This is a genomic window from Thiohalospira halophila DSM 15071 (assembly GCF_900112605.1).
Taxonomy (GTDB): domain Bacteria; phylum Pseudomonadota; class Gammaproteobacteria; order Thiohalospirales; family Thiohalospiraceae; genus Thiohalospira; species Thiohalospira halophila.
On record NZ_FOMJ01000004.1, the window covers coordinates 21,042 to 46,081 of the forward strand.

The 25,040-nt window shown below is 70.4% G+C and carries 25 protein-coding genes and 1 tRNA gene; 12 read left to right on the forward strand and 14 right to left on the reverse strand.

The features are described from left to right. Window positions 1-54: 54 nt before the first annotated feature. The 4 genes from BM272_RS06880 to BM272_RS06895 all read left to right on the forward strand — a co-directional run bounded on the left by BM272_RS06880 (window position 55) and on the right by BM272_RS06895 (window position 4,169). On the forward strand, window positions 55-2,631 hold the full coding sequence (locus BM272_RS06880; protein WP_093428038.1) for an AsmA family protein: 2,577 nt from the start codon (window positions 55-57) through the stop codon (window positions 2,629-2,631). Window positions 2,632-2,633: 2 nt separating this feature from the next. Continuing rightward, entirely contained in the window at window positions 2,634-3,743 is a 1,110-nt protein-coding gene (gene mutY, locus BM272_RS06885) for an A/G-specific adenine glycosylase (protein WP_093428039.1), read from the forward strand. After that, the gene (locus BM272_RS06890) at window positions 3,740-4,012 is read left to right on the forward strand and encodes an oxidative damage protection protein (RefSeq protein WP_093428040.1); all 273 of its coding nucleotides are present in this window, start codon (window positions 3,740-3,742) and stop codon (window positions 4,010-4,012) included. Before mutY ends, BM272_RS06890 begins: the two co-directional genes overlap by 4 nt. Before the next feature lie 81 nt (window positions 4,013-4,093). Further along, window positions 4,094-4,169: transfer RNA gene (locus BM272_RS06895), tRNA-Phe, on the forward strand. Window positions 4,170-4,262: 93 nt separating this feature from the next. Here the strand turns inward: BM272_RS06895 and BM272_RS06900 are convergent. Then, on the reverse strand, window positions 4,263-4,709 hold the full coding sequence (locus tag BM272_RS06900; RefSeq protein ID WP_093428041.1) for a host attachment protein: 447 nt from the start codon (window positions 4,707-4,709) through the stop codon (window positions 4,263-4,265). 157 nt (window positions 4,710-4,866) lie between these two features. Here BM272_RS06900 and BM272_RS06905 point away from each other — a divergent pair, with 157 nt between their 5' ends. Both BM272_RS06905 and BM272_RS06910 read left to right on the forward strand, forming a co-directional pair. Continuing rightward, window positions 4,867-6,027: a glycosyltransferase family 4 protein gene (locus BM272_RS06905; RefSeq protein WP_093428042.1), complete on the forward strand. Its 1,161-nt coding sequence runs from the start codon at window positions 4,867-4,869 to the stop codon at window positions 6,025-6,027. Then, window positions 6,024-6,566: a phosphatase PAP2 family protein gene (locus BM272_RS06910; protein ID WP_240308055.1), complete on the forward strand. Its 543-nt coding sequence runs from the start codon at window positions 6,024-6,026 to the stop codon at window positions 6,564-6,566. Before BM272_RS06905 ends, BM272_RS06910 begins: the two co-directional genes overlap by 4 nt. A gap of 20 nt (window positions 6,567-6,586) precedes the next feature. Here the strand turns inward: BM272_RS06910 and BM272_RS06915 are convergent, their stop codons facing one another. The 5 genes from BM272_RS06915 to gpmI all read right to left on the reverse strand — a co-directional run bounded on the left by BM272_RS06915 (window position 6,587) and on the right by gpmI (window position 14,127). Then, window positions 6,587-9,280 carry a bifunctional acetate--CoA ligase family protein/GNAT family N-acetyltransferase gene (locus BM272_RS06915; RefSeq protein ID WP_093428043.1) on the reverse strand — a complete coding sequence of 898 codons (2,694 nt, stop codon included), beginning with the start codon at window positions 9,278-9,280 and terminating at the stop codon, window positions 6,587-6,589. A gap of 89 nt (window positions 9,281-9,369) precedes the next feature. Then, window positions 9,370-9,948, reverse strand: a complete 579-nt coding sequence (locus tag BM272_RS06920; protein WP_093428044.1) for a DJ-1 family glyoxalase III — start codon at window positions 9,946-9,948, stop codon at window positions 9,370-9,372. A gap of 56 nt (window positions 9,949-10,004) precedes the next feature. Further along, window positions 10,005-11,357, reverse strand: a complete 1,353-nt coding sequence (locus tag BM272_RS06925; protein ID WP_093428045.1) for a S41 family peptidase — start codon at window positions 11,355-11,357, stop codon at window positions 10,005-10,007. A 94-nt stretch (window positions 11,358-11,451) separates the two neighbouring features. Continuing rightward, complete coding sequence (locus BM272_RS06930; RefSeq protein WP_093428046.1) at window positions 11,452-12,564, reverse strand: murein hydrolase activator EnvC family protein; 1,113 nt, start codon at window positions 12,562-12,564, stop codon at window positions 11,452-11,454. 6 nt (window positions 12,565-12,570) lie between these two features. Continuing rightward, window positions 12,571-14,127: a 2,3-bisphosphoglycerate-independent phosphoglycerate mutase gene (gene gpmI, locus BM272_RS06935; protein WP_093428047.1), complete on the reverse strand. Its 1,557-nt coding sequence runs from the start codon at window positions 14,125-14,127 to the stop codon at window positions 12,571-12,573. 139 nt (window positions 14,128-14,266) lie between these two features. Between gpmI and BM272_RS06940 the strand changes: the two genes are divergently transcribed. From BM272_RS06940 to BM272_RS06965, 6 genes are all read left to right on the forward strand, one after another. Beyond that, window positions 14,267-14,617, forward strand: coding sequence for an ArsR/SmtB family transcription factor (locus BM272_RS06940; protein WP_093428048.1), 351 nt, complete (start codon window positions 14,267-14,269; stop codon window positions 14,615-14,617). A 51-nt stretch (window positions 14,618-14,668) separates the two neighbouring features. After that, a complete protein-coding gene (locus BM272_RS06945) occupies window positions 14,669-14,884 on the forward strand; it encodes a YgaP family membrane protein (RefSeq protein ID WP_093428049.1) in 216 nt (71 codons plus the stop codon). A 3-nt stretch (window positions 14,885-14,887) separates the two neighbouring features. Then, the gene (locus BM272_RS06950; protein WP_093428050.1) at window positions 14,888-15,325 is read left to right on the forward strand and encodes a rhodanese-like domain-containing protein; all 438 of its coding nucleotides are present in this window, start codon (window positions 14,888-14,890) and stop codon (window positions 15,323-15,325) included. A 3-nt stretch (window positions 15,326-15,328) separates the two neighbouring features. Next, window positions 15,329-15,586, forward strand: coding sequence for a glutaredoxin 3 (gene grxC / locus BM272_RS06955; protein ID WP_093428051.1), 258 nt, complete (start codon window positions 15,329-15,331; stop codon window positions 15,584-15,586). 88 nt (window positions 15,587-15,674) lie between these two features. Continuing rightward, entirely contained in the window at window positions 15,675-16,139 is a 465-nt protein-coding gene (gene secB, locus BM272_RS06960) for a protein-export chaperone SecB (protein WP_093428052.1), read from the forward strand. A 5-nt stretch (window positions 16,140-16,144) separates the two neighbouring features. Continuing rightward, window positions 16,145-17,140, forward strand: a complete 996-nt coding sequence (locus BM272_RS06965) for an NAD(P)H-dependent glycerol-3-phosphate dehydrogenase (protein ID WP_093428053.1) — start codon at window positions 16,145-16,147, stop codon at window positions 17,138-17,140. Between the two features lie 9 nt (window positions 17,141-17,149). Here BM272_RS06965 and BM272_RS06970 read toward each other — a convergent pair whose 3' ends face one another. The 8 genes from BM272_RS06970 to BM272_RS07005 all read right to left on the reverse strand — a co-directional run bounded on the left by BM272_RS06970 (window position 17,150) and on the right by BM272_RS07005 (window position 24,984). Then, window positions 17,150-17,614, reverse strand: coding sequence for a tRNA (cytidine(34)-2'-O)-methyltransferase (locus tag BM272_RS06970; RefSeq protein WP_093428054.1), 465 nt, complete (start codon window positions 17,612-17,614; stop codon window positions 17,150-17,152). A gap of 7 nt (window positions 17,615-17,621) precedes the next feature. Continuing rightward, window positions 17,622-19,049: a nitrogen regulation protein NR(I) gene (gene ntrC, locus BM272_RS06975; RefSeq protein WP_093428055.1), complete on the reverse strand. Its 1,428-nt coding sequence runs from the start codon at window positions 19,047-19,049 to the stop codon at window positions 17,622-17,624. Then, on the reverse strand, window positions 19,042-20,106 hold the full coding sequence (glnL, locus tag BM272_RS06980; RefSeq protein ID WP_093428056.1) for a nitrogen regulation protein NR(II): 1,065 nt from the start codon (window positions 20,104-20,106) through the stop codon (window positions 19,042-19,044). The genes ntrC and glnL overlap by 8 nt, the downstream gene beginning before the upstream one ends. Window positions 20,107-20,131: 25 nt before the next feature. Continuing rightward, on the reverse strand, window positions 20,132-20,737 hold the full coding sequence (locus BM272_RS06985) for a hypothetical protein (protein ID WP_093428057.1): 606 nt from the start codon (window positions 20,735-20,737) through the stop codon (window positions 20,132-20,134). 161 nt (window positions 20,738-20,898) lie between these two features. Beyond that, window positions 20,899-22,305: a glutamate--ammonia ligase gene (gene glnA / locus BM272_RS06990; RefSeq protein WP_093428058.1), complete on the reverse strand. Its 1,407-nt coding sequence runs from the start codon at window positions 22,303-22,305 to the stop codon at window positions 20,899-20,901. Window positions 22,306-22,521: 216 nt separating this feature from the next. Beyond that, window positions 22,522-23,676, reverse strand: a complete 1,155-nt coding sequence (locus BM272_RS06995; RefSeq protein ID WP_093428059.1) for a cation diffusion facilitator family transporter — start codon at window positions 23,674-23,676, stop codon at window positions 22,522-22,524. After that, a complete protein-coding gene (locus BM272_RS07000; RefSeq protein WP_093428060.1) occupies window positions 23,669-23,899 on the reverse strand; it encodes a sulfurtransferase TusA family protein in 231 nt (76 codons plus the stop codon). The genes BM272_RS06995 and BM272_RS07000 overlap by 8 nt, the downstream gene beginning before the upstream one ends. Beyond that, window positions 23,896-24,984: a tRNA (5-methylaminomethyl-2-thiouridylate)-methyltransferase gene (locus BM272_RS07005; RefSeq protein ID WP_093428061.1), complete on the reverse strand. Its 1,089-nt coding sequence runs from the start codon at window positions 24,982-24,984 to the stop codon at window positions 23,896-23,898. Before BM272_RS07005 ends, BM272_RS07000 begins: the two co-directional genes overlap by 4 nt. Window positions 24,985-25,040: the final 56 nt, after the last annotated feature.

Below are 25,040 nucleotides of genomic sequence, written 5' to 3' on the forward strand. Positions count from 1 at the left end.
CGCCTATTCTACGAATCCCGAACCGCGAATCCAAAACGCCAACAGGAACACCCCATGCGCAAGCTCCTCCGCTACCTCCTCATCGGGCTCGCCGCCCTGGTCGCGCTGCTCATCGCCGCCGCGGTGATCCTGCCCCTGGTCATTGACCCGGACGACTACCGCGAGCAGATCGAGGCAGCGGCGAAGGAGGCTACCGGGCGGGAACTGACCATCGAGGGCAGCATCGGCCTCTCCTACTTCCCCTGGCTGGGGGTGGAGATCGGCGCGGTGGAGCTGGGGAACGCCGAGGGCTTCGGCCCCGAACCCTTCGCCCGCATCCGGCGCGCCCAGGTCCAGGTCCGGGTGCTGCCCCTCTTCCGCGGGCGGGCCGAGGTGGACACCCTGGTCCTGGACGGGCTGCGCCTGAACCTCGCGCAGGCCGCGGACGGGACCACCAACTGGGACGACCTGGCCGGCGCGCCCGCCGAGGGACCGGAAAGCGGCCCGGAAGCCGAGGCGGAACCGGCCCCGCCGGAGGGCACTTCCGAAGCGAAGCCCGAGGCGACCCCCGAAGCGACCGGGGATCCCCTGGCCGCGCTGGCACTGGGCGGACTGGAGGTCAGCGATGCCCGGGTGACCTTCGAGGATCGGGCGGCGGGCACCGAATACCGGCTGCGGGAGACCAATATCCGCCTGGGTTCCCTGGCCGGCGGACAGCCGGTACCCCTGGCCCTGCGCGCCGTGGTCAGTGCCAGCCAGCCGGCGGTCTCCGCCGATGTACGCCTGGATGCCACGATCACGCCGGAGCTGGCCATCCCCCGGGTGAGCGTCCGAGACCTCACTCTCCACCTGGATGCCCGCGGCGCGGCCGTGCCCGGCCAGGAACAGAGCGCCAAGCTGGAGCTGCGGCGCCTGCGCGCCGACCTCGCCGAGGATCTCCTGCAGACCCGCGGCCTGGTCCTCCATGCCGCCGGCTCCCGGATCGGGCTGGATGCCGACATCCAGGCCCTCACCGGCGACCCGCGCGGCGAGGGGCAGCTGGACTACGAGCTGCGCAACCCGGCGGACCTGATGGGCCTCCTGCCCGCGCAGCCGGGCATCGATACCGCGGCCCTGGCCGGGGCCGGGCTGGGGACCGACTTCGGCTTCGACCTGGGCCAGCAGACGGCCAGTCTGGGCAACCTCCGCCTCACGGCGCTGGGGGCCGAACTCACCGGCAATCTCCGCGCGGAATCCATCCTCGGGGAGCCGGCCTACGGCGGTGGCCTGGAGCTGAAGGGGGCCAATCCCCGCGTCATTTCGCGGCAGCTGGGCATCGCCCTGCCGGAGACCGCCGACGAAGAGGTCCTCGAGCGGATCGCCCTGGAGCTGGACTTCCGGGGCGGCCTGGACCGCTTCTTCGCCGACGACCTGGCGCTCACCGTGGACGACTCCGTCCTTAGCGGCTCCGCCGGCCTGGCGTCCCTGGAGCCGCGACCGGATATCCGCTTCGACCTCGACCTGGATCGGATGGACCTGGACCGCTACCTCCCCCCCGCTCCGGAGGGGGAGGCGCCGGCAACCGGGTCCGGAGACGGGAGCGGCGGAGCGGACACCGGGGATGGGGGCCGGGCCGACGGACCCCCGCCGCGCGTCATCCCCGACTTCCCCCTGCCCGTGGAGCCATTGCGGCTGGTGGACGCCGAGGGCGAGCTCCGGATCGGCGAGCTGCGGGCCGCCGGCCTGCTGGTGGAGGCCATCGAGCTGGGGGTCACCGCCGACGCCGGCCGGGTCACCATCGACCCCCTCGCCGCCCGGCTCTACCGGGGCACCCTCGCCACCCGCGCCACCCTGGACGGTCGCGGCGACGCCCTGGGCGTGGAGCTTGCCACCCGGCTGGAGGGCTTCCAGGCGGGGCCGCTGCTCGAGGACCTCATGGACGAATCCCGCGTCAGCGGGCGCACCGACCTCTCCCTGGATCTGGCCGGCCGGGGCGCGACCTTCCGCGAGCTGCGCCGCGACCTTGATGGGGAGATCAACCTCCGCTTCCAGGATGGCGCCATCCAGGGCGTGAATCTCGCCGAGTGGCTGGGCCGCGCCTTCGCCCGGCTCCAGGATCGGGAGCCGCCGGAGCACCGCCCCAGCCAGACGGATTTCACCGCCCTCACCGCCACCATCCAGGTGGACCAGGGCGTGGCGCGCAACGACGACCTGGCCCTCCAATCCCCCGGCCTGCGGGTGAGCGGCGCCGGCAGCCTCGACCTGGTCTCCGAGGCGCTGGATTACCGCATCCGCGCGGCCGTGGTGAAGACGCTGGAGGGCCAGGACGGCAAACCGCTGGACGATCTCACCGACCTCGCCGTCCCCGTCCACCTGGGCGGCTACCTGGGCGCCCCGGAGGTCGACGTGGAGCTGGCCGCGGCCCTGCGACAGAAGGCGGCCGAGGAGGCACGCAAGGCCCTGGAACGGGAGAAGGAGCGCGCCGAACAGCGCCTGCAGGAGGAGCGCGAACGCGCCGAGAAGCGGCTGGAAGAGGCCGAGAAGCAGTTGCAGGAGGAGACGGAACGGGAGGCCCGGGAGAAGGCCGACCAGCGCATGGAGGAGGCCGAGGAACGGCTGGAGCAGGAAAAGCAGGAGCTCGAGGACCGGGCGCGCGATCTCCTGGGCTTCTAGCCATGACCGGGGAGAGGATCAGCGATCGCGTGCCGGACTTCGCCCGACGGCTTCTGGCCTGGTTCGACGAGCACGGTCGCCACGACCTGCCGTGGCAGCACCCGCGCACCGCTTACCGGGTCTGGGTGGCCGAGGTGATGCTCCAGCAGACCCGGGTGGCGACGGTGATCCCCTACTTCGAGGCCTTCATGGCCGCCTTCCCCGACGTGACCAGCCTGGCCGACGCCGATCAGGCGGCGGTGCTGGAGCGCTGGGCGGGACTGGGCTACTACGCCCGTGCCCGCAACCTCCACGCCGCCGCCCGGGTGATCCGCGACCAGTACGGCGGTCGCTTCCCCCGGGAGCCGGAGCAGCTCGCCGCCCTGCCGGGGATCGGCCCCTCCACCGCCAACGCCATCGCCGCCCAGGCCTTCGACCGGCCGGCGGCGATCCTGGACGGCAACGTCAAACGGGTGCTGGCGCGCCTGTACGCGGTGGAGGGGTGGCCCAACGCCACCGCCACGGCGCGCCAGCTGTGGCAGCTCGCCGAGGCCCACACCCCGGATTACCGGGCGGCGGACTATACCCAGGCCATCATGGACCTGGGGGCCACCCTCTGCACCCGCGCCCGGCCCGCCTGCGACGACTGCCCCTTCGCGGGGGACTGCCACGCCCGGGCGGAGGGGCGCACCGCCGAGCTGCCCCACGGCCGCCCGCGCACCGGGCGTGAACAGCGGCGTCGGCGTGAGACCACCATGCTGCTCATCCGCGACGGCGCCGGGCGGGTCCTGCTCACCCGCCGCCCGCCCACCGGGATCTGGGGCGGGCTCTGGTCCCTGCCGGAGGCGGAGCCGGGGGCCGAAGAGGAGGCCGCCCGCGCCCTGGGATTGACCGTCCGACCCGAGCCCCCCTGGGAGCCGCTGGAGCACGCCTTTTCCCACTTCGACCTCACCATCAACCCGGTTCCGGCGCGCCTGCAGGAGTCCGCGGGGTTGAATTCCCCTGCCGGCGGCGTCATGGATGGGGAGGAAGGCATCTGGTATAACGTCGCCACCATGGAGCGCCCCGGCGTACCCGCACCGGTGGCGACGCTGCTGGCGCGAATCGAGACAGACAACGAGGTGGAGACATGACCCGAATGGTGCATTGCGTGCGGCTGGGCCGCGAGGCGGAGGGGCTGGACCGCCCGCCCTACCCCGGCGAGATGGGACAGCGGCTCTACGAGAATGTCTCCAAGGAGGCGTGGCAGGAGTGGCTGTCGCACCAGACCATGCTTATCAACGAGAATCGCCTCTCCCCGGTGGATCCCAAGCATCGGCAGTTCCTGGAGAAGGAGATGGAGAAGTTCTTCTTCGGCGAGGGGTCGGCCACGCCGGAGGGGTACGTCCCCCCGGAACAGTAGGGGAGACACCGGTTCGGGCGGGCACAGCGCCCTGCGGGGATTGACGCAAACGGCCCGAGCCGGTTAAATACTCGCCTTCATGGCCGGGTAGCTCAGCTGGTAGAGCACGCGACTGAAAATCGCGGTGTCGGCAGTTCGACTCTGTCCCCGGCCACCAGCCTTCACGGCGGTGCGGATCCATCGCCTCCGCGCCGCCGACCCTTCGGGGTTCCTCCGGAATCACCGCCGAAATCGTCCGATGATGTCTGCCTCAATAGAGGTAGTCGGGCAGGTGTGTCCGGACATCGGCGCCGCGATGGGAGCGCGTCAGGTCCTTGGTCACCTCCAGGGAGACCCGCTGGCGCACCGATGCATCCAGCTTGTCCCGCAGCTCGCCCATGAAGGTGGGCGGCGCGCACAGGACCAGGTGCTCGAACCGCCCCTTCCCGGCCGCCTCGGCCAGCATCCCCGCCAGCTCCCGGGCGAAGTTCGCGGCCTCGTGATCCTTGGGCGCACCCTCCTCCTCGACGGAACTGCGGGCCTCGGTACTGCGATCCGCGGCCCGGCCGGGCCGGTCACTCACCAGATCCCGATTGTGCAGGCGGGACTCCGGGTGGAGGTGGTCGGTGACCTCCTCGAGCTCACCGGCAACCCGGTTCTCGGCGGCAAAAACGCGGGCGCGGGATGCATCGGCGACAAGTACCCAGACCATGGACATAGGGTGCCTCCTTCCTTTTAGGGGTCTCGGGTGGGCCACGAGCCGCGGCCCCCTACTCCAAGGATGCGGCCGTCACGGCCCCGCTTCAAGCGGCAGCGTCACTCGGTGGTAACCCCGTCGTCATCCCGGCGTCACGATTCGGGCCGAGACTGGCGCCATGACCGAAGTCGCGCACAGCCTCCGGGTGGAACTCATCACCGAGACCTGGGCCCCCGAGATTAATGGCGTTGCCCGGACCCTGGAGACCCTGGTGAACGGCCTGCGCGCCCGGGGGCACCGGGTGGGGGTCGTTCGGCCCCGCCACCAGGGGGGCACAGACAGCCACGGGCCGGCCGAGCTGCTGGTCCCGGGGATGGGCCTGCCGGGCTACCCCGGGGTCCGGCTGGGGCTGCCCGCCGGACGGGAACTGCGACGGCGGTGGGCCGAGGCGCGCCCGGATGTCATCTATATCGCCACCGAGGGGCCCCTGGGCCACAGCGCGCTGCGCCAGGCGCGGCGCCTGGGGATCCCGGTGGTCGCCGGCTTCCACACCAATTTCGATGCCTACAGCGGCCATTACCACATGGGGCTGCTGCGCCGCCCCGTGGAGGCCTACCTCCGACGCTTCCACAACCGGGCGACCACCACGCTGGTCCCCTCGGCTGAGGGCCGCGAGCGGCTCATCCAGCGCGGCTTCCAGCGGCTGGCCCTGCTGGGGCGAGGCGTGGATACCGAGCTCTTCGACCCCCGTCGGCGCAGCCAGGCGCTGCGAGCCGAGTGGGGGGCGGGGCCGGAGACGCCGGTGGCGCTCCATGTCGGCCGGATTGCGCCGGAAAAGAATATCGAGGGGCTCATCAGCGCCTTCCGGGCCATCCGCCAGCGGGTGCCGGAGTGCGCTCTGGTGGTGGTCGGGAACGGGCCGGCCACCGAGCGGCTCGCGACGGCACTGCCGGAGCTCATCCTCACCGGGCCACGAACCGGTGGCGACCTGGCGCGCCACTATGCCAGCGGCGATCTCTTCGTCTTCCCCAGCCGGACCGAGACCTTCGGCAACGTCGTCACCGAGGCCATGGCCTCCGGCCTGGCCGTGGTCGCCTTCAACCGGGCAGCCGCGGGCCGCTACCTGCGCGACGGGGTCAACGGACGGCTGGTCGAACCGGAGGACGATACCGGTTTCAACACGGCGGCGGCCGAGCTGGCCGCCGACCCCGGGGCGCGGGCCCGGATGGGCCAGGCCGCGCGCGAGACGGCGCAGGGGATCGGCTGGGAGGCCGTTATCGAGGAATTCGAGGTCCGCCTCGGGGCGGCCATCAACAGTAGCGACGGAAGGGCGGCATGAGTGAACTGAAGGTCCACCCCTGGTTCCGGCGCATGGATGCCCGGGAGGAATGGCTCTGCGCCAGTATCAATCGCGCCTGCGCGGCGGATGTCGTGCGCCGTTTCTTCGCCGCCATCAGCCGCGCCGGGGACGGCATTGCCTGGTACACCCTCATGGCCGCGCTGCCCCTGGCCGGACGGGCCGGGGTCGTGGCCAGTCTGCACATGGCAGCCGTGGCCGTGGTCTGCCTGCTGGTCTACAAGGCGGTAAAGCCGCGCCTGGTCCGGGTTCGCCCCTGCCACCGCCATCCGCAGATCCGTCTGGGGACGGCACCGCTGGACCGCTTCAGCTTCCCCTCCGGCCATACCCTCCATGCGGTGGCCTTTTCGTGGACAGCAAGCGCTCACTTCCCGGATCTGGGCTGGGTGGTCTGGCCCTTCGCCGGCCTCGTCGCCGCCTCCCGGGTCGTCCTGGGTCTTCACTACCCCAGTGACGTCCTCGCCGGGGCGGCCATCGGCGCCGGGATCGCCGCGGGTCTCCTGGCGGTACTCCCGGGCTGACGGCCCGGGGCGCGGAGCCGCTAGTGGCTGCCGCCGAGGAGGCGGGTCACCCGTTTGAGTTCCGGGTCGTCGGTATTGCGCACGGTGAAGCCCAGGCTGCGGGCCAGCCCCAGCATGCCGGTATTGGCGGATAGCACCTCCCCCTCCAGGGCCCGCAGGCCGCGGGCCCGGGCGGTCTGCATGAGGATGGTGAGAAGGCGCGCACCCAGTCCGCGCCGGCGCCACTCGTCGGCGACCACCACGGCGAACTCCCCGGTATCCCCGTCGGGGCCCAGGGCGTACCGGGTGACCCCCAGCTCCAGCTCACCCCCCTGGCCGTCGTCGGTGACGGCGACAAAGGCCATCTCGCGGTCGTAATCGATCTGGGTAAAGCGGACCAGCATCTCCGGGGAGAGCTCCTGCAGGGTCTCCATGAACCGGAAGTAGCGCGACTGCTCCGAGAGGTTGTGGACGAAGGCCTGCTCCATCTCGGCATCCTCCGGCCGGATGGGGCGGATGGTGACGTCGGTCCCGTCAGGGAGCTGCCAGTGCTCGGTGAGCTCCCCGGGATAGGGGTGGATGGCCATGTGGCCGTAGGGCGTGAGCGCGGGGGCCGGGTGCTCCACCACGATCCGCGCATCCACCGCGATGACCCCCTCCTCGTCGGCGATGAGGGGGTTGATGTCCATCTCCCGCACCCAGGGCAGCTCGCAGACCAGCTCGGAGATCCGGCCCAGAGCGTGCTCCAGGGCCGCCCGGTCCACCGGGGGCCGGTCGCGGAACTCGTCCAGCATCCGCCGCGCCCGGGTCCGCTCGATGAGGTCCCGGATGATGTAGCCGTTCAGGGGCGGCAGGGCCACGGCCCGGTCGCGGTGGATCTCCACGGCGGTGCCGCCGGCGCCGAAGCTGATCACGGGGCCGAAGACGGGGTCGCGGATCACACCGATCATGAGTTCGCGGCCGTTGCGCCGGGCGAACATGGGCTCGATGGTGACACCGTCGATGCGCGCCTCCGGCACCCGTCGGGCCGCCTCGGCGGTCATCTCGTTGTAGGCGCTGCGCACCGCAGCGGCACTATCGATGTTCAGCCGCACCCCTCCGACGTCGGACTTGTGGGTGATCCCGGCGGAGGCGATCTTCATGGCCACCGGGAAGCCGACGCTCTCTGCGGTGATGAGCGCCTCGTTGGCGCTGCGCGCCAGGGTGGTGGACTGCACCGGGATCCCGAAGGCGCGCAGGATGGCCTTGGACTCGGTGATCCCCAGGGTCCGCCGCCCCTCGGCCAGGGCCCCCTCGATGATGAGCCGCGCCCCCTCGGCATCGGGGGCATCCTCCCGGCTGGCCGGCTCCGGCACCTGGAGCAACAGCTCCTGGTTGCGGTGGTAGTGGGCCAGGTAGGCGAAGCCCTGGACCGAGGCCTCCGGCGTGGGGAAGTAGGGAACCTGGTGTTCGGCAAAGTGCTCCCAGGCCGGCTGGACGTGGGCCTCGCCCATCCAGCAGGCGAGGACCGGCTTCCGCCGGTTGGCCTCGGCGGCGGCGGTGACGGCCCGGGCCGAGGCCAGGGGCTCGGTCATGGCCTGGGGGGTCAGCATCACCAGCAGGCCGTCGATATCGGGATCGGCGAGGTAGCTCTCCACCGCGGCGGCATAGCGCTCGCCGCTGGCATCCCCGAGGATGTCCACGGGATTGCCGTGGGACCAGTGGCCGGGGAGCTGCTCGTCCAGCGCGGTAGCGGTCTTCTCCGCCGGCGGCGGCAGCTCCAGGCCGAGTTCCGAGGCGCGGTCGGTGGCCATGACCCCGGGGCCGCCGCCGTTGGTGAGGATCCCCAGCCGGGTCCCGCGGGCGCGGTAACCGCTGGAGAGGATCTGGGCGGCGGAGAAGAGCTCGTCGATGGTCTCGGCGCGCACCGCGCCCGCCCGGCGCAGGGCGGCGTCGAAGACGTCGTCGCCCCCCACCAGGGCGCCGGTATGGGAGACGGCCGCGCGGGAGCCGGCCTCGTGGCGGCCCGCCTTGACCACGATCACCGGCTTCATGCGCGCCGCGGCGCGCAGGCCGGAGAGGAAACGCCGGGAATCCTGTACCCCCTCCACGTAGAGGAGGATGCTCCGCGTCTTGGGATCCAGGGCGAGGAAGTCCAGGAGGTCGCCGAAGCCGACATCCACGGCATCCCCCACCGAGACCATGGCGGAGAAGCCCACCCCGCGCGCCTCCGCCCAGTCCAGGATGGCGGTGCACAGCGCGCCGGACTGGGAGACCAGGGCCAGGTCCCCCTCCAGGCCGATGTTCATGGAGAAGGTGGCGTTCAGCCCCAGGCAGGGGCGCATGACGCCGAGGCAGTTTGGGCCGACGATGCGCACCCCGTAACGGCGCGCCTCCTCCTCCAGGTCCTCCTGGAGGTCGCGCCCGCGACCATCACCCTCGCCGAAGCCGGCGGAGAGGACCACCGCGACACGGACCCCGTTCTCGCCGCAGTGGCGGATGATCGCCGGCACCGAGGCCGCCGGGGTGGCCACCACGGCCATATCCACGGTCTCGTGGATGCCGTCGAGGTCGGGATAGGCGGTGCGCTCCTGCACCGTCTCCCGTTTGGGATTGATGGGATAGAGGTCGCCCTCGAAACCGCCCTCGATGAGGTTGCGGAAGACCCGCTCCCCCAGGGAGCCGGGGCGCTCGCTGGCGCCGAAGACGGCGATGGCGTTGGGCTTGAAGAGGCGGTCGAGGTAGTGGGGTCCCATGGGGCTTCCGGTCCTTGGCTGAAGGTCGACCCCAGTCTAGACCGGTCCGCCCGGGACCGCGAACCCCGTTGGCGGCCGGAGGCCGCCGCTCAGGGCCGCTGGAGGGCGGCCTCCACGCGCTCGCGGACGTCCCGGCCCTCGAGTAGTTCCAGCAGGGTGAGGGCGAAGTCCATGGCGGTGCCCGGGCCGCGGGAGGTGATCACCGGGCCGGTGCCGTCGACCCCGGTCACCGGGCCATCGGCCACCACGGGGTACTCGACGTATTCCAGGCCGGGCTGGTCCACGCCGTCCAGGGCGCCGGGGAAGCTGGTTACCCGCCGCCCCGCCAGGAGGCCGGCGGCGGCGAGCGCCTTGGGACCGGCGCAGATGGCGGCCACGGGGCGGCCCGCCGCGGCCTGGTCGCGCAGGAGGCGCTGGACCCGGTCGTCATCGCGCAGGTGGTCGGCGCCCGGCAGGCCGCCGGGCAGGGCGATGAGGTCGAAGGTCGACTCCAGGACCTCGTCCAGTTCGGCGTCGGGGATGATGATGCTGCCGCGGCTGGCGGTGACCGGCCCGGGCTCGACGCCCGCGGTGGTCACCTCCACCTGGCCGCGGCGGAGGATGTCGACGATGGTGATGGCCTCGAGCTCTTCGAAGCCCTCGGCCAGGGGAACGAGGACGCTACTCATGCCCTACCTCCCTCGCAGTGCGTGGTCGTCCGATGGTGGGGCCCGAGCCGGGCGGATCAGTTCCCGCCCTGAAGCAGCCGGACGCCCTTGAGCAGATTCAGGGCCTCGAAGATGGCGTAGTCGCGATCGCCTTCCGGCTCCTCGGCCGCGCTCGCTTCCTCGCCGCCGTTGCCTTCCTCGGCCCCGCCTTCCTCGGCCCCGCCTTCCTCGGGCTTGCTGCCGTTCTGCAGGTGGCCGGCCAGGTCGGCCTCACGCAGGCGGCGGCCGCGCTCCTCGGCCGTGGTCAGGCGCAGGTTCTCCAGGCTCACGTCGGGCTTGATGCCCTCGGCCTGGATGGAGCGGCCGTCGGGAGTGTAGTAGCGCGCGGTAGTGAGCTTCACCGCCGTGGAGCCGCCCAGGGGAAGGACGGTCTGGACCGAACCCTTGCCGAAGGTCTGCTGCCCCATGATCAGGGCGCGGCGATGGTCCTGGAGGGCGCCGGCCACGATCTCCGAGGCGGAGGCGGAACCGCCGTTGGTCAGGATCACCATGGGGGCCCCTTCGAGGACATCGCCCTCTTCGGCGGAGAAACTCATCTGGGCATCCTCCACCCGGCCCTTGGTATAGACGATCCGGCCCTCGTTCAGAAAGGCGTCGGAGACGTCCACGGCGGCATTGAGGACACCGCCCGGGTTGTTGCGCAGGTCCAGGACCAGGCCGTCCAGCGCCCCCTCGTTCTCCTCGCGCAGGGATTCCACGGCGTTGACGACGTCCTCGCCGGTGCGCGACTGGAAGTTGGAGATCCGGACGTAGCCGTAGCCCTCCTCCAGCAGCCGCGACTTGACGCTGTCCACCTGGATGATGGCCCGCTCGATGGTGATCTCCAGCGGCTGGTCGCGCCCCTCGCGGAGGATGGTGAGCTCGATCTCGCTCCCCGGCTCGCCGCGCATCTTCTCCACGGCCTCGCCCAGATTCATCTCCTTCACCGGCGCGGAGTCGATACGGACGATGAGGTCGCCGGCGCGGACCCCGGCCCGCTCGGCCGGGGTGTCGTCGATGGGGGCGATGACCTTGACCAGGCCATCCTCCATGGTGACCTCGATGCCCAGGCCACCGAATTCGCCCTGGGTCCCCTCCTGGAGCTTCTGGAAGTCATCGGCGTCCAAGTAGGCGGAGTGCGGATCGAGCCCGGAGAGCATGCCGCGGACGGCGTTCTCCAGCAGCTCGTCGTCACCGACCTCTTCCACGTAGCTGCCCTTTACCCGGGCGAAGACCTCGGAGAAGGTCCGGAGCTGCTCCAGGGGTAGTTGCGAGTCCTCGCTAACCGCCTGGACCGGGCCTCGCTGGGCGAGGACGCCGTGGCCGAGGCTGATGGCAATGCCGACGGCAACGCCGAGGCTCAATATGAGTGAAGTCTTTTTCGCGGCCATGGGGCTCTTTTTCCGCAATCGCGATACGCAGATCCTTTGGGTAACAAGGGTACAGGATGGTTCCCGCCCCGGCTACCGCGGGAGGCAACGGCGGTCAGCGCGGCCCCAGCCAGGCGATGGGATCCCGGGGGCGCCCCTCCCGCCGCAGCTCGAAATAGAGGCCGCTCTCCTCGTAGGGGCCGCTCTCCCCGATCCGGGCCAGGGTCTCGCCGGTCTCCACCCAGTCGCCCAGGCCCACCAGCAGGGCCCGATTGTGGCCGTAGAGGCTCATGAAACCGTGGCCGTGGTCGAGGATGAGGAGCTGGCCGTAACCGCGCATCCAGTCGGCGAAGACCACCCGGCCGGGGGCGATGGCCCCCACCTCGGCCCCGGCGTCCCGGGCGATGAAGATCCCCTTCCAGGTCAGCCCCGACTGGCGCTCGGAGCCGAAAGCGGCCCGCAAGGGGCCGCGCGCCGGCCAGGGAAGATCGCCCCGCAGGGGGCCCAGGTCCCGGGTTTCGCCGGGGCGTTCGGGGTCATCGAGCTGGCCCAGCAGCTCCTCCAGGCGCTCCTCGCGGTCCTCCAGCGCGGCGACCTCGTCCCTCCGGCTCGTCAGCCGGTCGTTCAGGCGCGCCACCGTACGGCGATACTCCGCCTGCCGGGCGGCAAGGGCGTCCCGCCGCTTCCGGACATCGGCCTGTCGACGTTTCAGCTCCTGCTCCCGGTCGGCAATGCGCTGGGCCAGGTCGTCCAGCTCGGCCAGACTCTCCCCGTAGGCGCCGATGCGGGACTGGCGGGCCCGGGCGAGGTAGTCCCCCCAGACCAGAGTGCGGCCGACGGCGCGGGGATCGCCCTGGCTGAGCAGGAGCCGCAGGGCCGAATCGCCCCCGGCCATGTAGAGGGTGCGGACCTCGGTGGCCAGGGCGGTGCGTTCGTCGTCGAGGTCGGCGCGAATGGCGTCACGGCGGGCGCGCAGGGCGCCCAGGCGGTCGCGGGTCTCTCTCAGGGCGGTAGCGGTGCGGTTGAGTTCGCGGGCGGCCTCGGTCAGGGCGCGTTCGGCCTCGACCAGATCCGATTCCGCGGCCTCCTTGCGGCCGGCCACGGCCTCGGCCCGCTCCCGGGCGGTCTCGATGCGCTCCCGCAGCGCCTCCAGATCCTCCCGGGAGAGGTCTTCCCCCGCCAGGGCCGGGAAGGCGACCAGGGCAAGGCCGGCGAGTGCCCAGCGCACCGGGTGTCAGCCCGCCTCTTCGGCCAGGCTCACCAACGGTCGGCCGGTCATCTCCTCGGGCTGCGCCAGGCCCATGAGTGTGAGCATGGTCGGGGCGACATCGGAGAGGGCACCCCCGCTCTCCATGGTGACCGGGCGCGGTCCGACGTAGATGAAGGGGACCGGGTTGGAGGTATGGGCGGTGTGGGCCTGGCCGGTCTCGGGATTGCGCATGACCTCGGCATTGCCATGGTCGGCGGTGACCAGCATCTCGCCGCCGACGCCGCGCACGGCGGTCTCCAGCTGGCCGAGGCAGCCGTCCAGCGCCTCGATGGCGGCGACAGTAGCGGCGAAGTCGCCGGAGTGGCCGACCATGTCGGGGTTGGCGAAGTTGCAGATGAGGACGTCGTAATCCCCGCTCTCCACGGCGTTGATGAGCTGCCGGGTCACCTCCGGGGCGTTCATCGCCGGCTGCTCGTCGTAGGTGGCCACCGAGGGCGACGGGACCAGGATCCGTTCCTCCCCCTCGTAGGGCTCCTCCACGCCGCCGTTGAAGAAGAAGGTCACGTGGGCGTACTTCTCCGTCTCGGCGATGCGGAGCTGGCGCAGTCCGAGGCCGGCGACGTATTCGCCGAAGCCGTTGTGCAGGCGGTGGGGCGGAAAGGCTACCGGGACGTCGAAATCGGCGCTGTACTCGGTCAGGGTCACGAAGGCGGCCGGATGCGGCACCCGGTCGCGCTCGAAGCCGTCGAAACCGGGCTCCACGAAGGCGCGGGTGATCTGGCGGGCGCGATCGGAGCGGTAATTCATGAAGATGACGGCATCGCCATCCTCGATGCGTACCGGCTGGCCGTCGGCCTCGGGGATGGCCATGGCGCTGATGAACTCGTCCGATTCGCCGCGCTCGTAGGCGGCCTCGATCCCGGCGCGCGGATCCGTGGCGGTATAGTCGGCCCGGCCATCCACGATGACGTCGTAGGCGGTCTTCACCCGGGACCAGCGGTGGTCGCGATCCATGGGGTAGTAGCGGCCGATGATACTGGCCACGCGACCGCCGCCGTACTCGTCCAGGCGGGCCTGGAGTCGGTCGATGGATTCGATGGCACTGCGCGGGGCGGTATCCCGGCCGTCGGTGAAGGCGTGGACGTAGACCCGGGCGCCATGGTCCACGGCCAGCCGGATCATGGCGTGGATATGGTCCTCGTGGGAGTGGACCCCACCGGGGGAGAGCAGGCCGAGAATGTGCACGGCCCTGCCGTTGGCCGCGGCCTGTTCCACCGGCTCCACCAGGGTGTGGTTCTCGAAGAAGGAGCCGGTCTCGATGGCACGGGAGACCCGGGTGTATTCCTGGTAGACCACGCGGCCGGCACCGAGGTTGAGGTGGCCCACCTCGGAGTTCCCCATCTGGTCCGCCGGCAGGCCGACCTCGGCGCCGGAGCCGCGGATCAGGGTGTGGGGGAAACCGCCCCAGAGGCGATCCCAGTTGGGGGTACGTGCCGCCGCAATGGCGTTGTCGGCCGGCTCTTCGCGATAACCCCAGCCGTCGAGGATGGTCAGCACCAGGGGGCGTGGTCTCGCTGGCATAGACGTACCCGCATTCGTCGTCGGTGGATCGGCCCCGTCGGGGGGGGGCGTTACATGGCGGCCATTATTGTATAGTGTTTCGATTATAAAGGCAGCCGTTCCCGATTACGGCCGATATAACAAGTCGCGAGGCTGGAGCATGAACCAACAGAATCTCTCCGATCCGGAAGACGAGACCCCCGGCGACCAGGATGACATCCTGATCACCGGGGACGAGGACATCGACCGCGCCGCCCGTTCGCTCAAGGCGATGTCCCACCCGCTGCGGTTGAAGATCCTCTGCACCCTCGGCAGCAGCGAGGTCAGTGTCCAGGAGATCGTGGAGCACGTGGGGACCTCCCAGAGCAACATCTCCCAGCACCTGGCCATCCTGCGGGACAAGGGGATCCTCTCCGCGCGCAAGGATGCCAACCGCGTCTATTACCGCGTCGGGGATCCGCGCACCCTCCGGCTCATCGGGATGATGCGCGAGGTCTTCTGCACCATGTAGGCGGTGCGGTATATTAGCGAACGCTGAAATACAAACCCGGGAGGGTCTCCCATGAACACCGAACGCGTCGTCCGCATCTTCGCCGGGCTCGTCATCCTCCTCTCCGTGGGCCTGGGGGCATCGGGCAGCCCGATCTTCCACAGCGTCCACTGGCTGTGGCTCACCGCCTTCGTGGGGCTGAACCTCTTTCAGAGCGGCTTCACCCGCTTCTGTCCGCTGGACAAGATGCTCAAGAAGGCCGGCCTGCCGAGCCAGTCGGGGTTCTAGGGCATGGCGGAGTTCGGCACCTTCCTCTACGAGAACTGGATGCTCTTCGCGGCCCTGGTGGTGATCCTGGGGCTGCTCCTCCATCAGACCATGGGCGGCAGCTCCGGCAGCGTCAGCCCCCAGGAGGCCACCCGGCTCATCAACCACGAGGATGCCCGGATCCTGGACGTGCGCGAGCCCTCCGAGGTCAAGGGCGGCACCCTGCGGGGGGCCATCACCATCCCGCTGGGGCAGCTCGATGACCGGCTCTCCGAGCTGGGCGAGGACCGGGAGACACCGATCATCTGCTACTGCCGCTCCGGATCACGATCGGCCCAGGCCTGCGGCAAGCTGCGCAAGCAGGGCTTTTCCGCCGTCCACAATCTCCAGGGCGGCATCACTGCGTGGCAGCAGGCGGGCCTGCCGCTGGCGCGCGGGAAGGATCGCAAGAAGAAGGGGTAGACCATGGCCCATGTCGAGATGTACGGGACGCGCATGTGTCCCTTCTGCGTTCGCGCCCGCCACCTGCTGAAGAAAAAGGGCGTCGAATACGACGATATCCGCGTGGATGCGGAGCCGCAGCGCCGTTCCGAGATGGTGGAGCGCGCCGGTGGCGCCACCTCGGTGCCGCAGATCTTCATCGATGGCGAACACATCGGCGGTTGCGACGAGCTCCACGACCTGGAGCGACGCAACGAGCTGGATCCGCGGCTGGAGCAATAGCCACCGCTACGCGGTTGCGGGCGGCTGCCCCGGGCCGCCCGCCTGGGCTAGAATGGCCCCCCATTCAACAGCCCGGACGGAACACAGCATGGCCGAGAACCAGACCGATGCCGGTAACGGCATCCAGCTCACCCTCCAGCGCATCTACCTCAAGGACGCCTCGGTGGAGAGCCCCAACACGCCGGAGGTCTTCCGCGAGAGCTGGCAGCCGGAGGTGAACGTCGACCTCTCCAGCCGCGGTCGCCAGGTCGGCGAGGAGCCGCTCTACGAGGTGACCGTGCGCGTCACCGTCAATGCCACTCGCGAAGAGACCACCGCCTTCCTCATCGAGGTGGAGCAGGCCGGGCTGTTCAGTATCGAGGGGGCCTCCGAGGGCGCGCTGGACCGCCTGCTGGGGAGCTACTGCCCCAACCTCCTCTTCCCCTACGTGCGCGAGGTCATCTCCGACCTGGTCACCCGCGCGGGCTTCCCCCAGTTCCTGCTGGCGCCGGTGAACTTCGAGGCCCTCTACGAGCAGCAGCGCAACCGCGCCGAGGGTGAGTCCAACGGATGACGGCGATGAACGCGCCCCTGGCGGTCATCGGGGCCGGCTCCTGGGGTACCGCCCTGGCCATCCACCTGGCGCGGGGTGGCCACCCGGTACGGCTCCGGGGCCACCGCCCCGAGGCGGTGGCGCGCCTGGCCCGGGACCGGGAAAACCTCGGCTACCTCCCCGGGATCCCCTTCCCGGATGGCCTGGAGGTCACGGACTCCCTGGCATCGGCCGTCGTCGATAGCGCCGGGGTACTCGTGGCGGTGCCCAGCCACGCCTTCTCGCGGACGGTGGCGGACCTCCACCCCTTCCTGCCGGCGGGGAGTCCGCTGGCCTGGGCCACCAAGGGGCTGGATCCGGACAGCCGCCGGCTCCTCCACGAGGAGGCGGCCGAATCCCTGGGCGGGGTCTCCATGGCCGTGATCTCCGGGCCGACCTTCGCCGCCGAGGTGGGGGCGGGCCGGCCCACCGCCGTGACGGTGGCAGCCAATGATCCCGACCTGGCCGGGGCCTGGGTGGAACGACTCCACCACGACGCCTTCCGCGCCTATACCAGCGACGACCTCATCGGGGTGGAGCTGGGCGGTGCAGTGAAGAACATCCTGGCCATCGCCACCGGCATCGCGGATGGCCTGGGACTGGGGGCGAACACCCGGGCGGCGCTCATCACCCGGGGCCTGGCCGAGACCACGCGGCTCGGGATGGCCCTGGGCGGCCGGGCGGAAACCTTCACCGGCCTGGCCGGCATGGGTGACCTGGTCCTCACCTGTACCGACGACCAGTCGCGCAATCGACGCTTCGGGCTCGCCCTGGGCCGGGGCGGCTCGGCGGACGAGGCCCGGTCCGCCATCGGGCAGGTGGTGGAGGGAGAGCCCACGACGCGGGCCGTGCTCGCCCGGGCCCACGAGGCCGGAGTGGAGATGCCGATCACCGAGCAGGTCTACCGGGTGCTGTTCGAGGGGGTGCCGCCGCGGGAGGCGGTGGAGCAGCTCCTGGCCCGGGAGCCCAAGCCGGAATCCTGAGCCGGGGCGTCAGGCCCCGCCGGCGAAGCCGTTCTGGCGCCAGCCCTCGTAGACGGCCACCGCCACCGAATTCCCCAGATTGAGGCTGCGGTTGCCCGGGACCATGGGCAGGCGCAGCCGCCGCTCCGGCGGCAGGCTCTCCAGCAGCGCCGGCGGCAGTCCGGCGGTCTCGCAACCGAACAGCAGCGCATCCCCCGGCTCCAGGGCCGCCTCGGTATGCCAGTGTTCACCCCGTTTGGAGTAGGCAAAGAGGCGGGCCCCACCCAGGGCAGCCCGGCAGTGCGCCCAGTCGGGGTGGACCTGCACCGCCGTGCGCTCATGGTAGTCCAGCCCCGCCCGGCGCAGGCGGGCGTCGTCCACGGCGAAGCCCAGGGGCTCCACCAGGTGGAGGGTCGAGCCCGTATTGGCGCAGAGCCGGATGACGTTCCCGGTATTGGGCGGGATCTCCGGCGTATGGAGTATCACGTGAAACACGCCGGCCTCAGTCCGTATCGGCCTCGGTCATGCCCAGGTCCCGGATCTTCCGGGTCAGGGTGTTGCGCCCCCAGCCCAGGAGACGCGCCGCCTCCTGGCGGCGACCGGCGGTGTGGGCGAGTGCCGCCCGGATCAGGACCCGTTCCAGGTCCGCCTCGGCCTCGGTGAGGATGCCCTCGTCACCCCGGGAGAGCCGCTGCGCGGCCCAGCTCGCCAGGCGCTCCGTCCACTCCGCGCCGTCCTCGGCCGTGGTCGCGGCGGGGGACTCCTGCCGCAGCTCCCGGGGGAGATCCTCTACCTGGATCACCTGCCCCGGGGACATCACCGTGAGCCAGCGGCAGGTATTCTCCAGCTGGCGTACATTGCCGGGCCAGGGTAGCCCCGCCAGCCAGGCCTCGGTCTCCGGGGCGGCGCGCTTGGGCTCCACCTCCAGCTCCGCGGCGGCCCGGTCCAGGAAGTGGCGGACCAGCAACGGGATGTCCTCCCGGCGCTCCCGCAGGCTCGGCAGATGCACGCGGATGACGTTGAGGCGGTGGAAGAGGTCCTCCCGGAAGCGGCCCTCGGCCACCAGCTGTTCCAGATTCTGGTGGGTCGCGGCGATGATCCGGACATCCACCCGGCGCGGGTCGCGCCCACCCACCCGGTAGAACTCGCCGTCGGCCAGCACGCGCAGAAGGCGGGTCTGCAACTCCGACGGCATGTCGCCGATCTCGTCCAGGAAGAGGGTGCCGCCGTCGGCCTGCTCGAAGCGCCCGGCCCGGGCGGACTGGGCACCGGTGAAGGCGCCCCGTTCGTGGCCGAAGAGTTCGGACTCCAGCAGGTCCCGGGGGATGGCGGCCATGTTCAGGGCGATGAAGGGGTGGTCCGCCCGCGGGCTGTGGCGATGCAGGGCGTGCGCCACGAGCTCCTTCCCGGTGCCCGATTCCCCGTTGATAAGGACCGTGATGTGGGACCGCGAGAGCCGCCCGATGGCGCGATAGACCTCCTGCATGGCCGGGGCCTCGCCGATGATCTCCGGCAGGGGCCCGGGTACCTCGCCGGTCTCCGCGCTCTCTTCCCCGACCGCGGCGGCGCGCTGGACGAGCTCCACCGCCTCATCCACATCGAAGGGCTTGGGCAGGTACTCGAAGGCGCCGCCCTCGTAGGCGGAGACCGCGGAGTCGAGGTCGGAGTGGGCGGTCATGATGATCACCGGCAGGTTCGGCCAGCGCTCGCCGATCCGACCGAGCAGGCCCAGGCCGTCCAGGCCGGGCATGCGAATGTCGGTGAGGATGGCCGCCGGGCGCTCCTCGCCGGTGGCGGCGGCCAGCCGGTCCAGGATGCCGTCGGCGTCGGTGAAGGCCTCCACCCGGAAGCCGGCGCCCTGCAGTGCCCGCTCCAGGACCCAGCGGATGGAGCGGTCGTCGTCGATGACCCAGATCGGGGCGTCAGTCATGGCCGGATTCACCTCCGTGGACCGGTAGCAGCAGGGTAAACCGGGTCTCCCCGGGCCGGCTGGTACATTCGATGAGCCCGTCGTGGCGATTGACCAGGGACTGGGCGATGGAGAGCCCCAGGCCACTGCCCTCGGAACGGCCGGTCACCATGGGATAGAAGATCCGGTCGAGCATCTCCGGCGGGATGCCGGGCCCGTCATCGACGATCTCCAGGGAGAGGACCAGGCGGTGGCGGCGGTGGCCGATGGTGAACTGGCGCTGGGCCCGCGTGCGCAGGCTGATGGTCCCCTCCTCCCCCAGCGCCTGCACGGCATTCCGGGTGATGTTGAGCACGGCCTGGATGAGCATGTCGCGGTCGCCCTCCAGCTCCGGCAGGGAGGGATCGTAATCCCGTACCAGCCGGATCCCCGGGGGCGCCTCGGCGGCGACCAGGGTCCGGACCCGCTCGGTCACCTCGTGGATGTTCACCGGCTCCCGGGCGGGCAGGTTGTCGGGCCCCAGCATCCGATCCACCAGGTTCCGCAGGCGGTCCGCCTCGTGGGTGATGACCTCGGTGTACTCCCGCAGGTCGGGGTCCTCGATCTCGCGCGCCAGGAGCTGGGCGGCCCCGCGCAACCCGCCCAGGGGATTCTTGATCTCGTGGGCCAGACCGCGGACCAGCGCCCGGGTGGCCTCCTGCTGGGCGATGAGGCCCTCCTCCCGGGCGATCCGCAACTGGCGGTCCACCTGGGCGATCTCCACCAGCAGCTCCGGGGGGCCATCGCCCTCGCTGAGCGGGATGGCGGTGATATCGGCCGTGACCCGCCGCTCGGCGTCGGGCTGAAGGGTGCACTCCCGCTCGGTGTGGGGGTGGCCACTGTCCAGGGCGGCGTACATGGCAGTGACGATGCGCTCCGAGCCGAAGAGGCTGGTGGCGGAGCGTCCGGCCAGCCGGGGGGCGCTGGCGCCCAGGAGTGCCTCCCCCGCCGGGTTGGTCTGCAGCAGCCGCATGTCGCCATCGAAGAGGCAGACGGCGGTATGGAGGTTGTCCAGGATCTGCTGGCCGGTGGTGGTCACGACCCCTCCTCCGGCCGGAGGCCGGTCAGTCCGCCGTCCCGGAACGCAGCCGGGAGTGTTGTTTCACGTGAATCGTCCGGGGCGGTGACTCGGCGAGGACCTTCCCCGCCGGATCGACGACCGCGGCCCGGAGGGGGTAACTACCCCGGTGGACCGGGAACAGCTCCAACTCACCGGAACCGTCGGCCGTGGCCCGGGCGTGCTCCCCGAGCCGGACCCGGAGGCGGTCCCCGGCGGCGAGCGTCGGCTCCACGGCCACGCTCACCGCCAGGCGGGCATCGTCGGCCCAGATCACGGCATCGGCGGCCGGGCTCCGGATGGCCACCGTGTAGTTCGGGACCGCCGCCGGTGACCCCCCGGTCCCGCCACTAGGCGGGCGGCCCGACGTCAGGTCCGGGCCGGCCCGGTCCGATCCGGGCTCGCTCGAGCCCCCACTGCCAGGGCCGGCCGATTCCGGCCTCTCCTCCCCGGCCTGGTCCGGGTTGCCGCCCGTGCCGGGGGCATCGGTGATTACCTGCGTGCCGTCGGGACGCTCCCGGAGCACGACCTCGCCGCCGGTGGCGGCGGCCGAGACCACCAGCCCTGCCAGGGCGGCGATGCTCACCAGAGTCCTCGGTCTCTTGATATCCATCCCTGCCTCTCCCCCCGGGTTCCCTCCCGGGCGCCGTTTCCACTGGCCGTTTGCAGAGGAATGGGCCGGACTCCCGGCCCCCCTTTCCACGCTCTCCCGGGGGCCGGCCTCGCCGACCCCGGGGAGAGCGCCCCCCCACCGGGGGGACGCCGCTCACAGCACTAGAGGCTGTAGTACATGTCGAATTCCACCGGGTGGGTGGACATGCGCAGCCGGGTGACCTCTTCCATCTTCAGGTCGATGTAGCCCTGCAGCATGTCCTCGGTGAAGACGCCGCCCTGCATCAGGAAGTCCTTGTCGTTCTGCAGCGCCTCCAGCGCCTGCTCCAGGGAGGTCGCAACGGTCGGGATGTCCTCGGCCTCCTCCGGCGGGAGGTCATAGAGGTTCTTGTCCATGGCATCGCCGGGGTGGATCTTGTTGAGGATCCCGTCCATGCCCGCCATGGCCAGCGCCGCGAAGGAGAGATAGGGGTTGGCGGTGGGGTCCGGGAAGCGGACCTCGACCCGGCGCCCCTTGGGATTGGCCACGTGGGGGATGCGGATGGAGGCGGAGCGGTTGCGCGCCGAGTAGGCGAGCATCACCGGCGCCTCGAAGCCTGGCACCAGCCGCTTGTAGCTGTTGGTGGAGGCGTTAGTGAAGGCGTTGAGCGCCCGGGCGTGCTTGATGACCCCGCCGATGTAATAGAGGGCGTTCTCGGAGAGGCCCGCGTACTCGTTCCCGGAGAAGATGTTGACCCCGTCCTTCATGAGGGACATGTGGACGTGCATCCCGGAGCCGTTGTCCCCCACCAGGGGCTTCGGCATGAAGGTGGCCGTCTTGCCGTAGGCGTGGGCGACGTTGTGGACGCAGTACTTGAGGATCTGGGTCTCGTCGGCCTTCTTCACCATGGTGTTGAACTTGGTGCCGATCTCGCACTGGCCGGCGGTGGCCACCTCGTGGTGGTGAACCTCGACACTCTGGCCCATCTCCTCCAGGGCGAGGCACATGGCACCGCGCAGGTTGTGCAGGGAGTCCACCGGCGGGACCGGGAAGTAGCCGCCCTTGATGCTCGGGCGGTGGCCGATGTTGCCGCTGGAGAAGACGGTCTCGGAGTTCCACTCCGCCTCTTCGGAGTCCACGCGATAGAAGGCGCCGGACATGTCCACGCCCCAGCGGACGTCATCCAGGACGAAAAACTCCGGCTCCGGGCCGAACAGGGCGGTGTCGCCAACGCCGGTGGACTGGATGTAGGCCTCGGCGCGCTTGGCGACGGAGCGCGGGTCGCGCTCGTAGCCCTGCATGGTGGAGGGCTCCACGATGTCGCAGCGCAGGTTCATGGTGGGCTCGTCGGTAAAGGGATCCATCACCGCGGTGCTGGCGTCGGGCATGAGGATCATGTCCGACTCGTTGATCCCCTTCCAGCCCTGGATGGAGGAGCCGTCGAACATCTTGCCTTCGGAGAAGTCGTCGGCCTCGATCTCGCTGGCCGGCATGGTCACGTGCTGCTCCTTGCCGAGGGTATCGGTGAAGCGCAGGTCGACAAACTTCACGCCGTAGTCCTGCATCATCTTGAGGGCCTGGTCAGCCATGGCTATTGCGCCTCCTCATCGTGTCTCGAGTGGGGTATCTGGGTGGCGGGAGGGCCCGCTCTGCCCCTGGAGTAAGCAGGGTCCGTGCCAGCTACCGGATCGCGGACGATCAGGGGCTTGGCGACGCAGGAGGGGATGAAGCGAGTCTCGGCCGCACTGATTCGGTGCGTATGCACCATGATCGGGCACCACTTTGGGGCTTGGCTCCATGATGCCCTATTCGAAGGTGAGCCGCACACTCCCCACCTCGGGGACGGGCTCGGCCAGGGCGACCGCGACCTCGTTGCGCAGGGCTTCGGCATCGGTGCCGTCCGCCAGCAGGCTCCGTGGCAACCGCAGCTCCAGTTCGATCCGGCCATCCAGGTAATGGAAGGTCAGGCCGGTACGCACCGGACCGGCCTGCGTATCCGCCCAGGCAGCCTCCAGCCTCGGCAGGAGTTCGGCCCGGGACGGCAGATGGACGCTGGGGGCACTGGTCTGGTCGTCCTCGGGATCGATATGGACCAGGACATCGTTGACCTCGTCGACCTCCTCCTTGAGGTGGTTAACCACCCGCTCCGCGATGTGGTGCCCCTCGGAGATGCTGATCCGCGGCGCCACCAGGACGTGGACATCGACCAGGGCATCGGGGCCCATGCGCCGGGTGCGCAGGAAATGGAGATCTTCCACCCCGTCCACCTCCTGGATAGTACGCCGGATGAGGGCGAGCCGTTCATCTTCCAGTCCAGTATCCACCAGTTCGCGCATGGAGCGCCGAAGCAGGTCCCATCCGACCTTCCCCACCATGACGCCAACGATGACGGCGGCTACCGCGTCGAGATAGTCCAGGCCTGCCATGGTCCCGGCCACCCCGACGATGACTACCAGGGAGGAGACGGCATCACTCCGATGGTGCCAGGCATTGGCGCGCAGCATGGGAGAACGGACCCGGCGCGCCACCACGGCGGTGTACTGATAGAGCCCCTCATTGATCAATACGGAGCCCACGGCCGCCCAGAGTGCCAGCGGGCCCGGGACGAACAGGGCCTCGGGCTGGAAGAGGCGACTGATGGCATCCCAGGCCAGCCCGGCGGCGACCGCGATGAGGGTACCGCCAAGAGCCAGGGTTACGGCGGTCTCGAAGCGGGCATGGCCATAGGGGTGGTCGGCATCGGCGGCGCGGTTGCCCTGGTGGGCGCCGAACAGGACCAGGGCATCGGTAAAGAGGTCGGAGAGGGAATGGATCCCGTCTGCCACCAGGGCCTGGGAATGGGCCGCCACCCCGGCCGCGATCTTGCCTACCGCCATAACCCCATTGGCCGCAGCGCCAACCAGGGTTACCCGGCGGGAGGCGCGGTAACGGGCGTCACCGGCAGCAGCGGGATCATCCATGGCCAACCTCGATAACCACGCGTACGCCCCCGTCATCCTCTTTGCACTCTTGCACAGTGTGCCCGTGCACTCGGCACCAGGCCGGGATGTCGTGGGTCGCCCCGGGATCGCTGGCGTGGACCGTCAGTACCTCCCCCGGCGACAGCTCGGCGAGGCGATCCTGCACCCGGATCACCGGGACGGGGCAGAGGGTCCCGGTGGCGTCCAGCTCGTAGGCGCTCACAGCAGCCACTCCTCCGGGATGGAGCCCGGTTCCATGGGGGCGACGGTGGTGTTCCACGTGGAACCATTCCGGTCGGTGATGGCGACCTCCACCGCCTCGGCAGTACGCCCCTGACTGTAGCGGGCGACCAGGCGGGCCGCGAGCTCCCAGTCCTCCGCCGTGGGCTCGCCGTCCACCAGAGCCAGCGGCCCGCCGTGGCTCACCGTCTCCAGCCAGGCGTGGTTGCGGCGATAGCCGCGGAGGAACTGGCCCTCCCCCTGGTCCCGGCTGATCAGGAGCTTGAACGAGGAGCTCGGTCGCACATGGCGGCCGACCTTGAGCAGCATGATGTCGTCCAGCTCGTAGTCGCGCTCACCCCGCCCCTGCCAGAGGTCGTTGAGCCGGCGGGAGTAGTTCTCGTCGGTGAGGAAGCAGCAGCCGCCGGCCGGCGAGGCATAATCATCGAGGCCGAAGCCCTCCGCCAGGCGCATCTGCTCCTTCCGGGAGCGGCCGGTGATCCCGTGCAGCTGCTCGCGGTCCACCCAGCCCTCGCGCTCCGGCAGTGTCGCCGGCAGGTTCTGCGCACACAGGGGGCGCAGGAGTCGATCGTCCGCCCCGGACTCCTCGGCGATGATGGGCATGGTGTCCTTGCGCTGGGACATGGGACGCTGGCCGATGACCTCGCCGGTGACGATGAAGTCGAAATCGTTCGCCTCCATCCACTCCCGCGCCTTGCCCACCATGAAGCCCTTGCAGTCGAGGCAGGGATTCAGATTCTTGCCGTAGCCGTGGCGCGGATTGAGGACAACGTCCTTGTACTCCTCGGCGATATCGACGATGTGGAGCTTGATACCCAGCTGCTCCGCCACCCAGAGCGCATTGTTACGCTTGGGCCGATCCCGATCCTTGTTGCGGATGGCGTGGGTATGGCCCTCCACGCAGAACCCCGTGAAGAAGTTGATCCCCTCGACGTGGACGCCCTGCTCCTGGAGCACGCGGACCGCGAGCATGGAGTCCAGGCCGCCGGAGATGAGCGCCACGGCCCGCGGAGCGCGGCCGCCGGCAGTCGCGGGGGCATGAGTAATCGCTTCGGCTGTCTCGTTCATGGGCGCATTATAACCCCCCGCCGGTCGGCACGGTATGGGCCCGCGCCGATGCAGTG